Raw genomic sequence first — 15267 nt, 5'->3', positions numbered from 1 at the left:
TCAGCCGATGCTTTCGGCGTAGCGCGCGAGCTGCGCCGCGAAGTCGATGATGAGCTGCTCCAGCGCGCGATTTTTCTTGTCGTCGCCGAGATCGGGCACCGTCACTGTCACGGTGCGCGCACGCGCCTCACGATGGGCGCCGCGCAGCCGTCCCGGATGCGCGCGGCCATAGGCTTCGAGGAACGCCGCCCGCTCGGTACCAGAGAGATGGCAGACCTCGAAGATGATCGCGACATGCTTGGCCGGAATCGGGACCAGATAGGCAGGATTGGTGATCTGGCTGACGAAGGAGCGGTTCTTGCCGAGCGCCGCCGCAAGCTTCAACCGCGTCCCGGACGGCCGGTTGTCGAGCGCCCGTCGCAGGATGAGCTTGTAATCCGCAACATTGCTGTCGCCCGGCCGGCTTGTGTCTTCGCCTGCGTCGTCACTCATGCGGTCACCCCGGCAATAGCGGCCTTGAGCCGCGCCACCGCAATCGGGGAGACCGACAAGGTCGTCAAGCCTGTCGCCAGCAGCGCCTTCGTCAGGCGCGTGTCCGCCGCGGCATCGCCGCAGAGCGAGACTTCGACACCCCGTTTGCGGCCGGCCTCGACCGTTCGCGCGATCAGCGCGAGCACCGCGGGATGACCAGCATCGTTGAGGTCGGCGACGGCGCCGATATCTCGTGCCGCAGCCATTGTGTACTGCGTCAGGTCGTTCGACCCGATGGAATAGAACGCCGCGCCGAAATCCTCGGCGCAGAGCGCTGCCGACGGGACCTCGACCATGATGCCGAGCGGCGGCCGGGCGCAGGCGATACCCTCTGCGCCGAGGGCCGCGAACTCTGCGTCCAGCATGGCGTTGGCGCGATCGAGCTCCGAAGGGATGGCGACCATCGGCAGCATCACCTTCAGCGTCCCATGCACGGCCGCACGGCACAGCGCCCGCAACTGCACGCGAAACACCTCCGGCCGGGCCAGCGAGAGCCGGATCCCGCGCAGGCCCAGGAATGGATTGCGTTCACCATCGACCGTCACGCCGGGGATTGGCTTGTCGCCGCCGGCATCGAGGGTGCGGATCGTCACCGGCCGTCCTGCGGCCCACTCGATGATGCGGCGGTAGACGGCGTATTGCGCGTCCTCGCCGGGCAGGCCCCTCGATCCTTCAAACAGAAACTCGGTGCGCACGAGGCCGATGCCGTCGCAGATTGCGGGATCGAGACTCGCAAGGTCTTCGGGCGCGGCGACATTGAGAAGGACGGCGATGCGTCTTCCATCGGCGGTCAGCGCCGGCTTGAGGCGGCCCGCGTCGGCAGCGATCCGTGCGGCACGCGCCGCCGCCATGCGCTGCTCGAACAGGCGGCGCGTTTCCGGCTTGGGATCAAAGATCACGCGGCCGGTATCGCCGTCGACCAGAGCCAATGATGGCCGCTGTCCGTTCCACGGTAGTGGACCTAGTCCAACCACCATGGGGGCGCCTCGCGATCGCGCGAGCATCGCGACATGCGATGATGGCGATCCGCTAGCGAGCGCAATGGCACCACCACGGGTCCAGTCCACGGCGAGGAAGGTCGATGGCGAAATATCATCGCCCGTGACGACGGAATCGCCGGAGATTTTTGCGATCGTGTCTACGCCGTTCAGCCCTGCGAGCACGCGATCGCGAATGTCGACGAGATCGGCGGCACGGGCGCGGAAATACTCCTCATCCGCTGCGCGATAGCCGGCGATCTCCGCGTCGAGTGCTGCGCGCCATGCCTCATCGGCAGCCGTACCGCCCGCAACAGCCTCGTAAGCCCCCTCCGCGAGCGCATCGTCACCGAGCATCGCGACCTGGAACTCCAGGATCTCAGCGGCCTCGCCATGAACCGTCGCGATCAGTTCGGCAAGCTCGGCTGCTGCCCCCTCGATCGCTGCCTTCAGCGCTGCGGCCTCCTGCGCGGGATCGCCCTTCGTCACCCTGCTCGCCACGGCACTCGTCAACACGGCGACCGGGCCGATGGCGAGGCCTGGCGAGGCGGGATGGCCGGTGAGGTGAATCTCGCCCACGATTCTACGCCTCGCCGAAACCGTCATGTACCAGCGCCAGCATGGCCGCGAGCGCCGCCTCGCCATCAGGGCCGGCAATGCGGAAATGCAGCGTTGCGCCTTGCGGCGCTTTCACACGCATCACCTTCACCGGACTCTTGGCGTCGGTCCAGGGCCCCTCGGCTGCAAGCGCGATTTCGATCTTGGCGACAAAGCCTTTCGCGCATTGCGTGAGCTTCACCGACGGCCGCGCGTGCAGGCCGACCGGATTGACGAGGACCGCCGAAGCGGTCAGCGGCACAAACGTCTGGGCCGCCCGGCTGGCGTTGGCATCATGCATAGAATTCCTCCGCACTGCGCTTGACGGCGGCAAGCGATGAGCCGCCCGAAGATTCGGTCGCAGCGATCACGGCCCCCTCGACCACCGGGGCATTACAGACCAGCACGCGCGCGCGCCGGTCTTCGGGGAGCATCTCGACCGCCATTTCCGAATTGGTCTCGGCACCGCCGAGATCGACGAGGATCGCAACACCCGCCGGTGACCAGGCCGTCTCGATCGCCTCGAGAATTCCCGCAACGTTCGTACCGAGCCCGCCATCGACATCGCCACCGGTCCAGGCCAGCGGCACTGCGTCTCCGACCATCTGGCGCACCATATCGGCCGCGCCTTCCGCGATCTTCGGCGAATGCGACACGATGACAATTCCGACGTTGCTCATGTTCTGGCCTCGAGTTCCAGTGTCTCAACCGCTGCGCCGATCAGAAGGGACGCCGAGCGCGAGCCCGGGTCCATATGACCGATGGAACGTTCGCCAAGGAACGACGCGCGGCCGCGGATGGCCTGCATGGGCGTGGTGCGATCGGCCGCTTGCACAGCCTCGGCTGCGATTGCCTTGGCATCACCGCCTCCCGCGAGAACCGCGTGCACCGGCACCAGGACATCCAGCAGCGTCTTCTGTCCTGCCTCCGAACGGCCCCGCGCCTTGACGGCCTCGATTGCCTTCTCCGTCGCAGCGACCAGATCGGCCCGGCTCGGCTGTTCCGGAAACGCCTTGCCCAGCTCCATGAAGAAAGTTCCGACCAGCGGCCCTGACGCACCGCCGACCTTCATGACCAATGTCATTCCGATGGTCTTCAGCATTTCGGGGAGCGACTTGTCGGCAAGGCCCGGCAATGCGGCGAGCACAGCTTCGAAACCGCGTTTCATGTTCACGCCGTGATCCCCATCGCCAATTGCCTGGTCGAGGCTCGTCAACTCGTCCGCATGCTCGATCACGGATGCTGCCAGCGCTCGCACCAATCTTTCCCTTGCTACCCGATCAAGGCTCATGCCGCGACCCTCCAGCCCTTCGCATCGAAAAACAGCGGTCCATTCAAACGGAGCGACACGACGTCTCCGGCCCCAAAACCCGCCTCGGGATCTGCCAGGGTCACAACCGGCCGGCCCGCGAGATCGAGATGAAGGTGACTCTGGTCGCCGAGGTGCTCGACCCGCTTGACGGTTGCCGATATGTCGCCGCCGCCGCGAGCAATCGTCAGGTGCTCGGTCCGCGCGCCAATCGTCTCGACGCCGACGGGCGCCCCCGCGAACAGCGCCGCCGGCAGCAGATTGATCGTCGGCTGGCCCAGCCGCGCCGCGACATGCGCGTTGATCGGGTTCTCGTAGATCTCCCGCGGCGTGCCGATCTGCATCAGCCGCCCGCCCTCGATCACGCCGATGCGCGAGGCCATGGTCATCGCCTCGGTCTGATCGTGGGTGACATAGAGGATCGTCGCGCCGAGATCGACCTGGATCCGCTTGAGCTCGAGGCGGAGTTCGCCCCGAAGCTTGGCATCCAGCGAGGAGAGCGGCTCGTCCATCAGATAGATCGAGGGCGAGCGGACCAGCGCCCGGCCGATCGCGACGCGCTGCATCTGCCCGCCTGACAGCTGCGTCGCCTTGTTGTCCAGCTTGGTCTCGATATGAAGCAGGCGCGCCACTTCCTGCACCTTCGCACGGATATCGGCTTCGGGCACGCGGCGGGTCGGCGCACGCAGCGCGAAGGCCATGTTCTCGAACACGGTGAGGTGCGGATACAGCGAATATTGCTGGAAGACAAAGGCAACGTCGCGGTCCGCGGGCGCATCCCCGGTCACGTCACGCCCGGCGATGCGGATCGAGCCAGAATCCGGCTGCTCCAATCCGGCGATCAAGCGCAATGCGGTGGTCTTGCCGGCACCGGTCGGCCCGAGCAATGCCACGAACTCGCCGTCGCCGATTGTCAGCGACAGATCGCTCAAGGCTTGGGTCCTGCCGAAGGCCTTGGAGACGGCTTTGATCTCGACTTCAGCCATGCGCGCCTCCTTCATGCAGCGCGGTGCGAATCGCCCGGCCGGATGCCTTGTCGAAGATCGACAGCGTGTCGGGCCGGAAGTCGAGCCCGACAGTCTCGCCGGTCCGGAAGGATCTGCTGCTGGGTGAGCGGGCCTTGAGCGCGCCGTAACGCGTCGCCACGGTCACGATCTGCGTCGTGCCCAGATATTCGGTGCCATAGACTTCGCCGCGCACCATGCCACGATCGGTAAAACGCACATGCTCGGGCCGTACCCCGAGCACGAGCTCGCTTTCCGGCACTGCCTCGCGCGCGGCGGGAATCGCCACCTCGCGCTCCCCGAGCCTGATCGCCTCTGCGCCGGTCCGCAGACCGCCACGGAACGGCAGCAAATTCATGGGCGGCGAGCCGATGAAGTCGGCGACGAACAGCGAAGCGGGCCGGTCGTAGATGTCGCGCGGGCTCGCCACCTGCTCGACGACGCCGTTGTTCATCACCGCGATCCTGTCGGCCATCGCCATGGCCTCGAGCTGGTCATGGGTGACATAGACGGTTGTCGCGCCAAGCCGGTCATGCAGGGCCCGCAATTCATGAATCATGGCGTCCCGCATCTCGGTATCGAGCGCGCCGAGCGGCTCGTCCATCAGAAAACACTTTGGCTTGCGCACGATCGCCCGCCCCAGCGCAACACGCTGCCGATCGCCGCCGGCAAGGCCGGAGACGGAGCGGTCGAGAAGGTGCGATATCCGCAGGATACGCGCAGCCTCGACGACCCGCCGGTCACGCTCGGCCGCGCCGATGCCCTCGCATTTCAGGGGAAAGCCGATGTTGCGCCGGACATTCATGTGCGGATAGAGCGCGAAGAGCTGGAACACGAAGGCAATGTCGCGCGCCGATGCGCGGTTCATCGTCACGTCCTCGCCGTCGAGCCGGATCGTGCCCGCCGTCGGCAGCTCCAGGCCGGCGATCATGCGGAGCGTCGTGGTCTTGCCGCAGCCGGACGGTCCGAGCAAGCAAAGGAACTGGCCGTCCTCCACCGTGAAGCTGGCAGACTTGACCGCATGAAACGCGCCGAAGGATTTGTCGAGCGCCTCGACCTTGATCTGTGCCATCGCGCCCTACTCCCGGAGCTTGGACACGATGGTGAACATCACCGTGCCGAACAGGGTCGTCGCAAACGACCAGGAGTACAGTGTCAGAGACAATGGCTGCATCAGCATCACGACGCCGGCGGCGATGATCGTCGTCGCGATGGCTTCGAGCGGGCCGCGGCGCAGAAGGCGCTCCGCAATACCGCGACGCGCAATGGACGGGGTGGCGTGGATCGTCATTTGCGGACAGCTCCAAAAGTGATGCCGCGCAGCAGATGCTTGCGAAGCAAGACCGTGAACACCACGATCGGCACCAGAAACAGGGTCGTGCCGGCGGCCACTGCGGGCCAATCTTGTCCACCCTCACCGATGATGATCGGAATGAAGGGCGGCGCGGTCTGGGCGTTACCCGAGGTGAGAAGCACCGCGAAGGCGTATTCGTTCCAGGCGAAGATCAGGCAGAAGATCGCGGTTGCCGCGATTCCCGTGGTGGCCTGTGGCAGCACCACCTTCACGAACGCCTGGAAGCGGGTGTATCCGTCGATCATCGCGGCCTCTTCGTACTCACGCGGGATTTCGTCGATGAAACCCTTGAGCAGCCAGACCGCGAGCGAGACATTGACCGAGGTGTAGAGCAGGATCATCCCGAGCCGGGTGTCCGACAAGCCGATGGTGCGGTACATCAGATAGATCGGGATCGCGACGGCGATCGGCGGCATCATTCTCGTCGACAGGATGAAGAACAGCAGATCGTCCTTTAGGGGCACGCGGAACCGCGAGAAGCCGTAAGCTGACAAGGTGCCGAGCGCGACGGCGAGGACGGTCGAACCGAACGCAATGATCAACGAATTGACGAAGCGCGGCACATAGTTCGAAGGACCGGCGACCACCATGTTGCGGCTGCGCGCGATGTCATCGCAAAGGCCCTGCGGCGGTCCCAGCGAGCGGATGAATTCCGGCGTCTGGCGCGAGCGGGTCGTGAACAGGTTGCAGAAGCCTTCGAGCGACGGCTTGAACACCACCTTGGGCGGATAGGAGATCGCATCGTCAGGCGACTTGAACGCGGTGAGCATGATCCAGACCAGCGGGATCATGGTGATGATGGCGTAGAGCACGACGAGGGAGCCGGCAAAGCGCCGCGTCGTTGCCGACGGCTCGACGACCGAATGGGCTGCGGTAGCTGATGTCATCGGCTTTTCACCTTGTTCAGCGCTTTCACATAGATGTTGGCGAGTCCGAAGACCGTCACGAAAAGGATGATCGCGAAGGCCGAGGAATAGCCGGTGCGCCAGCTCTCGAACGCCGCCCGCTTGAGCGTGATCGAGGCCACTTCCGTGGTCGATCCCGGCCCGCCGCCGGTGAGCAGATTGACCATGTCGAACATCTTGAAATTCTCGATGCCGCGGAACAGCACGGCCAGCATGATGAACGGCAGCGCCATCGGCAGCGTGATCGACCAGAACTGCCGCCATTTCGACGCGCGATCGACTTCCGCCGCCTCGTAGATGTAATCGGGGATCGATCGCAGGCCGGCGAGGCAGATCAGCATCACGTAAGGAGTCCACATCCAGGCATCGACGATGACGATGGCCCAGGGACTCAGCGTGACGTCGCCCAGCATCTGGAAGGAGGAGGCGGTGCGGCCGGTGAAGAATGCGACCACGTAATTGAACAGTCCGATCTGCGGCTGGTACAGGAACGTCCAGAAGTTGCCGACGACAGCGGGCGAGAGCATCATCGGCAGCAGGATGATCGTGGTCCACACGCCGTGGCCGCGGAACTTCTTGTCGATGAGGTAGGCGAGGCCAAATCCGAGGACGGTCTCGATCACCACCGTCCAGATCACGAAATGCGCCGTCACCTGCATCGCGGCCCAGATGTCGGGATCGGTCAGGATCGACTGGTACCAGTCGGTCCCGAGCCAGATCGTCGGCACGTTGGCCCGGTTGGCACGGTAGTTCGTGAAAGACAGGTAGATCGTCCAGAGCAGCGGGAAGATATTGATCGCCAGCAGCAGCACGATCGTCGGCGTGATGAACAGCCAGGCGAGCGTCCTGTCCGACAGGCCCCGGATACGGCGCACCACGCCTGGCCGGACCATGACGGCCCGATAGGTGATCCGCGAAGAGGCACTCAATTCGTTCATTGCGTGAACCGATCCTGGCAGCCGGCGTCGACACTGCGACGAATTCCGGTCGTCTCGAAAGCCCCCGGAGCGCGAGAGCACGCGCTCCGGGCGGCTCGCGTCAGAACTTCTTGCCTTCTTCCTTGAAGATCGCCTTCCAGTCCTTCACCAGACCATCGAGCGCTTCCTGAGCGGTGCCCTTGTCGGCCACCACATAGTCATGCACGCGCTTCTGCTCGGCTTGCAGCAGCTGGGCGTAGGACGGTTCGGCCCAGAAATCGACGACCATGCCCATCGATTGCAGGAACTCCTTGGCGAAGGGCGCGCTATCAGGGAAGCTCGGGTCGTTCAGCACGGACTTGGCGCAGGAATAGCCGCCCAGCGCCCACCACTTCTTCTGGACGTCGCCGCCGGAGAACCATTTGATGTATTGCAGCGCCTCGGCCTGGTTCTTGGAGTAGGAGACCACCGAGATGCCCTGTCCGCCGAGTTGCGTCGCTTGCGCTGCGGGACCCGCCGGATTGACGAAGAAACCGATCTTGTCGCCGCCGACATTCGGGTCCTTGTAGAGGCCGGGGAAAAACGCGAAGAAATTCATCTGCAGCGCGACCTGGCCGGACTTGAAGGCATCAAGCCCTTCCGACATGTAGGAGTTGGAGGCGCCGGGCGGCGTGCAGCACTTGTAGAGCTCCTTGTAGGCCTCCAGCCCCTTCACAGCGCCGGCGGAGTTCACGAACCCGTCCATCGCATAGGGCTTCTTCGGATCGTCGTATTTGAAGCCGTAGTCGTAGAGGTAGTTCGAGACGCCCATGGTGATGCCTTCCGAGCCGCGCTCGGTATAGATCGAGGCGCCGTAGACCTTCTTGCCGTCGATCTCGCGGCCCTGGAAGAATTGCGCGATGTCCTTGAGCTCATCGAGCGTCTTCGGCACGCCGATCTCGCGGCCGTACTTGGCCTTGAAGTCCTTCTGCACGTCTGGCCGCGCGAACCAGTCCTTCCGATAGGTCCAGCCCACCGCATCGCCCATGGCCGGCAGCGCCCAGTAGTTCGGCGTGTTCTTCGGCCACTCGGAATAGCCGACCACCGTCGCCGGCATGTAGTCGTCCATGCTGATTCCTTCCTTCTTGAAGAAATCATTGAGCTTGACGTACTGGCCGTTCTCAGCGGCGCCGCCGATCCATTGTGAATCGCCGATGATGAGGTCGCACAGCGAGCCGCGCGAATTGAGTTCGTTCAGAAATCGATCGGCGTAATTGGTCCACGGCACGAATTCGAACTTCATGCCGATACCCGATTTGGCGGTGAAGTCCTTCGACAATTCGACCAGCGCGTTGGCGGGATCCCATGCGGCCCAGCACAGCGTGATGGTCTTGCCCTGCGCCTGCGCGGGCGTGGTGCCCGCTCCGACGCCGAACGCGGCGGCAACAGCCCCGCATGCCACTACAAGCGTCTTCATCGTTCGTTTCATTGCACGTTCCCTCCAAGTGGGCCGGCCATCGACATCGCGCGGCTTTGCTACCCGCTCGAATGCTTCGAGCAGAGCGACACAGTCCATGACGAGCTGAACAACTAAACTGACGTTTCCTCGCGCCGCCCGGATTCTATAGGCCCGGCAGGCTCGATTTGTTTAGTGAACCACCAATTACTAAACATTGCAAGCGGAGTTGGCCGGTTTCTTCGACACCGCGCCGGATCTATCGCTTGAACCTTGTGTCGGCCCGGGGATCCCACGAGGCCTCGCGCACATGCCGCACCTCTTGCTGACTTTTCCTGCGACCGGTTTCGCAGCCGACCGCGACGTCAGCAAGGCTCCAGGGTTGTTTGGCTCACCCGCGACGGCGCACGACTGCAAGATCCGGGTATCGACTTCCAAACCACCAAACCGCTCGAACGGTTGGAACAGTCCTGGAACGACGAAGTCACGGCCCGTAGATCACCAGCTCGGAGTCGGACAGATCGGCAAGCCGGGGGCAATGGGGACCCTTGAAGTATCTGCGAGCGCGTTCGCTGTAGATGCCGACCAGATCATTCATGGGGCCGTTGGCGTCGAGAGCGACCGCCACCTTTCCCCTCTTGAGCAGAAAGCGGCCGATGGTGCCGGCGCAGGCGACATAGTCGGCCACGTCGCGGCAGTAGATGAGCTGCATCACCGGAGGCGCGATCCGCTGTTTGAGACGCATGGACTGCAAGACGAAGGGAACGCAGCGGTCGTCGGGCGCGCGACATACCAGGCTAAGGCAGCGATAGGCCGCGTGCCGCGCGAGCAGCGCGACGTCGGCTTCGGGCAAACCGTCGACCGCCTGCGTGTCCTGCCGGATGATTTCGACGCGCATGCCCGTCACCGGACGCGACAGCGCCGGAAGGGAGAAGAACAAGCCGCCGCAATAGCGGCGGAAGCCCTGCGCTTCGATGGTTTTCCAGGTCCATTGCGCCGGGCTGATATTGACGTAGGTGACGTGCTCATGGCGCTGCGCGATCTTGGTCAGCATCGGCGCGTAGCTGCGAAAGGCAGGTTCCACGTACCAGCTGGAGAGATTGCAGCGGATGGAGACTTGACCGCCATCGTTCCTTGCGGTGTGGATCAACAGCAGAGCACCGACGGGTCCCCGGTCGTGCTCGAGCATATAGCCGAAGCGCGGAAAGCTGCCGGGCGTATCGCGCGCAGACAAGCGCCTGAGCCCGTTGATCCAGTAGTCGCGCGAGCGTGTCGGAAAGCCCTTTGTCAGAAGATCGGCGACGGCGTCGAGATCGGCTGCTCCTATCTCACGGCACCGGATCATCATCCAGACTCTCACTCGTTGTATCCGAGCCGCCTCATGGTCCCCGGGTTTGGCGAGCGCGCCAGGCGAGCGGATCGAACGGCAACCAACTTGCGTCCGCGGCGACGTGCCGGAATTCCGGCTGCAGCGAGCGTTGCTTCTCGCACCGAGCGTGAGCGTCGTTGCGAGACAATGTAGCGCAGCCAGTTGCGGTATATCCGATGGGCCGGAAGACGCCAGACGTTGCTCAGGTCCTTCGCCAGCTGATCGGCCGGAAAATGGGCAAAAAGCTCTGGGCTTCTGTCGGAAAGGGCCTTCTGCCGGAACGCGATCAGGATCTCTTCCGCACCCTCGTTCAGATAGCCCCTCGGCATCGTCGGACAGACGTCATTCTCTCCCCGAAGGTAACGCCCCATATCCCTTCGAAATTCACCCAGCAGGCTCTGGGTTTCGTATTCCGGGTGACCCTGGAAATGGACAAAAAAACTGTTCTTCTGCTGCTTGACGAAGCAGTCGGCGCCAGCCTCCGCCGACCAGGTGAGAACCGAGTATCCGCAGTCCGAGAGATCCTCCTCCCGCACCTCGTTCCAGCGGGCGTGCGGTATGCGGAAGGTCCTCGGCACATCTTGCATCAAGGGATGATGTCTCGTCTTGGTTTGAGCGAAGACGCCGAAGCATTTGGCAGGCAGCTTGTGGCGGGCAACGCCGTCCAGATGCAGGACGGCCCCATGGACAGCCAGGCAAGAATACACCGACGATACGGTGTTCTCGGTCGCCCAGTCGGCGATCTCGGTGAAGGTGGTCCAGTATGGCTCTTCCGTGAGGCTGGCGGCCCTGGGTTCGGCGCCCGTCACGATCACTCCATCCAGGCTCCTGTTCAGCAGATCGCCGGTGCCACGGTAGTATCGACGCACGTAATCGCGCCCCCATTCCGAACGGGGCGTCGCCTCCATCGTATAAAAGTGCAGCCTGACGCAAAGTCGTCCGGCAGCCGCATCAAGCAGGTCGAACAGCTGGCGCTCGGTCGACATCAAGGCGGCATCCGACATGTTGTTGATGAGCCCGATGTCGAGACACTCCCGGCCTGCCGAGGACGCCGCCGCACACGCGCCGCTCGGCGCTCTGGAGAAGAGGTGGTGATCGTGCGACTCTATATCGATTAGGACAGTCATCCGAATGCCTTCACGCTTGACGAAAAGTTCGCGGCGCAGAGCGCCTGATCGAGATCCGCGAGGATGTCGTCGATGTGCTCAATCCCGACGCTCAGCCTGATCATCTCGGGCCGCACGCCGGCCTTCTCCTGTTCATCGTCGGACATTTGCCGGTGCGTTGTCGATGCGGGGTGGCAGGCGAGCGTTTTCGCATCGCCTATGTTGACCAGCCGCTTGCAGAGCTTCAGCCTGTCGTAGAATCGCTTGCCTGCCTCGAAGCCTCCGGCGACACCAAAAGTCAGCAGCGAACACGCTCGACCGTCCAGATACTTCTGCGTCAGCGAAAAATAGGGGCTGTCGGGAAAACCCGCATAATTCACCCACCCGACACGGCCGTCATCGCGCAAGAACCGCGCGACCTTGGCACCATTCTCGACGTGTCGCTCGATCCGGAGCGCAACGGTCTCGATGCCCTGGAGCAGCAGGAAAGCATTCATCGGGGCCAGCACGGCGCCTGTGGTTCTCTGGGAAACGGCGCGGCAACGCGCGATGTAAGCGGCGGCGCCATAGCGCTCGGTAAAGACCAGGCCGTGATACGATTTCTCCGGCTCGTTCATCATCGGGAAGCGCCGGCGATGCTCGGTCCACGGGAACCTGCCGCTGTCGATGATGATTCCACCGAGCGTCGTGCCATGCCCGCCCATGAATTTCGTCAGCGACTCCACAACGATGTCAGCGCCGAATTCGATCGGTCTGAGCAGGATCGGTGTCGGCACGGTATTGTCGACGATCAGGGGGACGCCGTACCGGTGCGCAACTTCCGCCATCGCCTGGATGTCGCAGACGTTTCCGGCCGGATTTCCCACGCTCTCACAGAAAACCGCGCGTGTGTCGTCGTCGATCAGCCTTTCGACGCTTTCCGGCCGGTCGTCTTCCGAAAAGCGGACCTCAATACCTTGCCTCGGCAGGATGTGCGCGAACAGTGTATGCGTGGTGCCATAGAGCTGCGGAACCGAAACGATATTGGAGCCCATCTCGGCGATGTTGACGACCGCATAGTTCACCGCAGCCTGCCCACAGGCGACGCTGAGTGCCTCGATGCCTCCTTCAAGTGCAGCGACGCGCTTTTCCAGCACGGCGTTGGTTGGATTGCCGATCCGGGTATAACGGAAGCCGTCGACTTCGAGGTTGAAGAGCGCCGCGCCATGGTCGGCGCTGTCGAATGCGTAGGAGGCCGTCTGGTAGATCGGCACGGCAACGGCCTTCGTTGCCGGATCGTCTTCGAAGCCGCCATGGACGGCGACAGTTTCTCTTCTCATGGTAGCTTGTCCATCGGCCCTCCTGCCCCGGGCTAGCTCCCGACTTCCCTGGTGCATCGGACCTCCTCGCTTGCTGAAGGTGCTCGGCCGTCGGTCTGCGCGAAGCCCAGCAGCTCGCGCACTGCGGTCGGCCACAGGTCGATGTCTATGCCGTGGGTATGGAACATGGCGACCGCCAGACGATCCATTCCGAACGCCACGCAGGCCGTGTGGGCCGGTATTGAGGCTGAATCGACGATGCCCCAGGTCGTGCCGAAATGATCCCGATGGTAGTTGAAGCTCATGCAGGCAGTCGGTTGCTCCTCGGAGCGCAGCGGCACCAGCAGTTCGAACTTCAGCGACTGTTGCTTCTGGCTCACCGCCATCATCTGGCCGACCCGGCCGAAGAACGGGTCGTTGGCATGATCGATCCTGAAGGTTAGCCCGAGGTCCCGGGCAATCGTCTGCGCACGTATGATCCAACGCTCCCGGAACGCCGAGACGTGATCCGCACTACCGATGCAGACGAATTCCCGCATTCGGAAGGACTGCAGCCGGTCGAGATGGCGCGAAGGTTCGCGGCGGAAACAGTCGGCGGCCACGTCGAAGGTCCAGCCGCTGGCCGGCACGGGCCCTCGGCTCGCGGCGATCGGATACACCGGATAGCAGGCGGCCGGCGCCAGCACGAGATCGGCGGGCGACAGCGACGTGGTCCAGTCGCCGCCGGCATCGAAGCGGCTGACCGCCGCATCAATCTCACTTTCCAGGCCGTGCAACCCACAGACGCAGCCGAGGAGATTGGGAAAGCTCTTCAGGTAACCCGACCTCTCGAGCTGGGCCCGATTCATGACGGGCGGAAAACGCATCACCTCGGTGTTCGGGTCGCGATTCCGCGAGATCACCGCGGCAATCCGCTCCACGACGTCTTCGTAGAGTGCGGTGCGACCATAGACGCCGGGGGAGCCCATCTCGTGGAATAGCGCATCGGCGAGATGGTCCAACGGATCGGCTTTGGGGGAAGTGGGGGCCGCCAGTGCTTCAACAATGGCCAACTTCATCAGGCCTTTTCCTTTCAGACGAAGATCAGTCGCGCAGAGAGTCTGGAATCGTGCTCATGAGCGTCGCCGGCCCGATGCTGGCGAGGATGCGATCGTTGTTGATCATGATCGGCGCGGAAAGCACGTCCCGCAGGTGGCGGCCGATACTTACGTCGGTGTCGTTGCGGTAACCGGACAGGCCGCAGGTGCGCATGGCGTGCATGACGGTCGCGACCGCGAGCTCGGACGCCTCCACCTTGAGAAGATTGATCGAGGACTGGAAGTCCACTGACGACAGCGCGCGCACGTCTCGTCCGCGGGCTTCGTAGAACTGCAGACTTGCCGCAATGACCGCGCGCAATTTCGTCAGGGTCATCCTGGCGGACGTGAAGTGCGCCGCAGCAGGCGGCGTATTGCCGCCTGCCCCGCGAGCGGCCTTTCGGACGAACAGCTGCGCCCGGTCCACCGCCGCCGCCGCGATTCCTGCCCAGACCGAAGACCAGCACAGATGAGCGACGGGCGTCATCGTCTGCGCATGGATCTTTTCGTATGCCACGGGGAATATCTGGTCGGAAGTTCCCTTGAAATTCAGCTTGAAACCCGCACTGCACGTCCCGCGCATGCCTAGAGTTTCCCACCCCAGCGTGCGCTCCAGCGTATAATCATCACGGGTGATGGCCAGCAGCACTTGATCGGATCCGGCAGAAGATTCGGAGCGGCGGGCGACGGTGACGATGCCGTCCGCTTCCGCGCCGTACGAAATCACCGTCGCGTCTCGCACCAGCGAAATCTCCGTGCCTGCGCGCTCCACTGCGGCCGAGCTGAAGCGTATGTTCCCGCCGTTCTGGCCTTCCGTGGTCGACGATGCCAGCAGCAACTGCTCGGCAGCCACGCGTCGCATGAGACTTTCGTGCCACCCACTGCCCGCCCCGTGGCGAACCAGGCACGCGACCTTGGTCTGATGCATCGCGAAGATCATCCCAACCGAAGCGCAGGCGCGGCCGAGCGCGTAGCACATTTCCGCGACTTCGGAGATCGACGCCCCCTCTCCGCCGAACTCGATTGGAATCTGAGCTCCCAGAAGTCTCTCCTTCCGCGCCGCGTCGATAGCCATCCGCGGGAACCGCGCCTCGCGATCGACGGAGTCTGCCTCCGCCGCAGCGACCTCCGCCACATTTGCCGTTCGCTGCCGGAACGAGGAGTCCGCGGGAGAGAAGGCAATTCGGCCAATTTCAGTGGCGCTGTTACGGAACTGAACTTCCTGCACAGTCATGGGCCGGAGCCTCCCGCTTCATGGGTGTGATGATTGGATGTTGCGAGCCGGGTCGAGAGGGATTCCGATGAAAAGCCGACAACTAAACCAGTTCCTTCGCCACGTCCTTGGCGCAGAAGTAGGTATGAGGAAGCTTCCGCTCCCGGGCGAGGTACCTCCGAAGCAGAGCTGTTGGCCGAAGATACAAAAGGTACAATTAGGTATCGTCGCCTTCC

The 15267-nt window shown here is 63.5% G+C and carries 16 protein-coding genes; all 16 read right to left on the bottom strand.

What is annotated here, in order from left to right; translation table 11 throughout:
- Entirely contained in the window at positions 1–432 is a 432-nt protein-coding gene (locus ACNJYB_RS15240; RefSeq protein WP_439374687.1) for a hypothetical protein, read from the bottom strand.
- Complete coding sequence (ptsP, locus tag ACNJYB_RS15235) at positions 429–2027, bottom strand: phosphoenolpyruvate--protein phosphotransferase (protein ID WP_439374686.1); 1599 nt, start codon at positions 2025–2027, stop codon at positions 429–431. Before ptsP ends, ACNJYB_RS15240 begins: the two co-directional genes overlap by 4 nt.
- Before the next feature lie 4 nt (positions 2028–2031).
- Positions 2032–2346 carry an HPr family phosphocarrier protein gene (locus ACNJYB_RS15230; RefSeq protein WP_439374685.1) on the bottom strand — a complete coding sequence of 105 codons (315 nt, stop codon included), beginning with the start codon at positions 2344–2346 and terminating at the stop codon, positions 2032–2034.
- Positions 2339–2725 (bottom strand): dihydroxyacetone kinase phosphoryl donor subunit DhaM, encoded by a 387-nt coding sequence (gene dhaM, locus ACNJYB_RS15225; RefSeq protein WP_027557143.1) that lies wholly within the window; start codon positions 2723–2725, stop codon positions 2339–2341. The genes ACNJYB_RS15230 and dhaM overlap by 8 nt, the downstream gene beginning before the upstream one ends.
- The gene (gene dhaL / locus ACNJYB_RS15220; protein WP_439374684.1) at positions 2722–3336 is read right to left on the bottom strand and encodes a dihydroxyacetone kinase subunit DhaL; all 615 of its coding nucleotides are present in this window, start codon (positions 3334–3336) and stop codon (positions 2722–2724) included. Before dhaL ends, dhaM begins: the two co-directional genes overlap by 4 nt.
- A complete protein-coding gene (locus ACNJYB_RS15215; protein WP_439374683.1) occupies positions 3333–4340 on the bottom strand; it encodes an ABC transporter ATP-binding protein in 1008 nt (335 codons plus the stop codon). Before ACNJYB_RS15215 ends, dhaL begins: the two co-directional genes overlap by 4 nt.
- A complete protein-coding gene (locus ACNJYB_RS15210; protein WP_439374682.1) occupies positions 4333–5430 on the bottom strand; it encodes an ABC transporter ATP-binding protein in 1098 nt (365 codons plus the stop codon). The genes ACNJYB_RS15215 and ACNJYB_RS15210 overlap by 8 nt, the downstream gene beginning before the upstream one ends.
- A gap of 6 nt (positions 5431–5436) precedes the next feature.
- The gene (locus tag ACNJYB_RS15205; protein WP_439374681.1) at positions 5437–5649 is read right to left on the bottom strand and encodes a hypothetical protein; all 213 of its coding nucleotides are present in this window, start codon (positions 5647–5649) and stop codon (positions 5437–5439) included.
- Positions 5646–6599, bottom strand: coding sequence for a carbohydrate ABC transporter permease (locus ACNJYB_RS15200; RefSeq protein ID WP_439374680.1), 954 nt, complete (start codon positions 6597–6599; stop codon positions 5646–5648). Before ACNJYB_RS15200 ends, ACNJYB_RS15205 begins: the two co-directional genes overlap by 4 nt.
- Entirely contained in the window at positions 6596–7555 is a 960-nt protein-coding gene (locus tag ACNJYB_RS15195; RefSeq protein ID WP_439374679.1) for a carbohydrate ABC transporter permease, read from the bottom strand. Before ACNJYB_RS15195 ends, ACNJYB_RS15200 begins: the two co-directional genes overlap by 4 nt.
- Before the next feature lie 100 nt (positions 7556–7655).
- Positions 7656–8990, bottom strand: coding sequence for an ABC transporter substrate-binding protein (locus tag ACNJYB_RS15190; protein ID WP_439374678.1), 1335 nt, complete (start codon positions 8988–8990; stop codon positions 7656–7658).
- Between the two features lie 463 nt (positions 8991–9453).
- The gene (locus ACNJYB_RS15185) at positions 9454–10317 is read right to left on the bottom strand and encodes an acyl-CoA acyltransferase (protein WP_439374677.1); all 864 of its coding nucleotides are present in this window, start codon (positions 10315–10317) and stop codon (positions 9454–9456) included.
- An 8-nt stretch (positions 10318–10325) separates the two neighbouring features.
- Positions 10326–11465, bottom strand: a complete 1140-nt coding sequence (gene metA / locus ACNJYB_RS15180; RefSeq protein WP_439374676.1) for a homoserine O-succinyltransferase MetA — start codon at positions 11463–11465, stop codon at positions 10326–10328.
- Complete coding sequence (locus tag ACNJYB_RS15175; RefSeq protein WP_439375563.1) at positions 11462–12763, bottom strand: O-acetylhomoserine aminocarboxypropyltransferase/cysteine synthase family protein; 1302 nt, start codon at positions 12761–12763, stop codon at positions 11462–11464. Before ACNJYB_RS15175 ends, metA begins: the two co-directional genes overlap by 4 nt.
- Before the next feature lie 32 nt (positions 12764–12795).
- Positions 12796–13800: an amino acid--[acyl-carrier-protein] ligase gene (locus ACNJYB_RS15170; RefSeq protein WP_439374675.1), complete on the bottom strand. Its 1005-nt coding sequence runs from the start codon at positions 13798–13800 to the stop codon at positions 12796–12798.
- A 25-nt stretch (positions 13801–13825) separates the two neighbouring features.
- Positions 13826–15052: an acyl-CoA dehydrogenase family protein gene (locus tag ACNJYB_RS15165; RefSeq protein ID WP_439374674.1), complete on the bottom strand. Its 1227-nt coding sequence runs from the start codon at positions 15050–15052 to the stop codon at positions 13826–13828.
- Between the last annotated feature and the right edge of the window lie 215 nt (positions 15053–15267).

The organism is Bradyrhizobium sp. SMVTL-02 (genome assembly GCF_051853005.1).
Taxonomy (GTDB): domain Bacteria; phylum Pseudomonadota; class Alphaproteobacteria; order Rhizobiales; family Xanthobacteraceae; genus Bradyrhizobium.
Note: the sequence above shows the minus strand (reverse complement) of the source record. Positions and strands in the feature narration are given on the sequence as shown.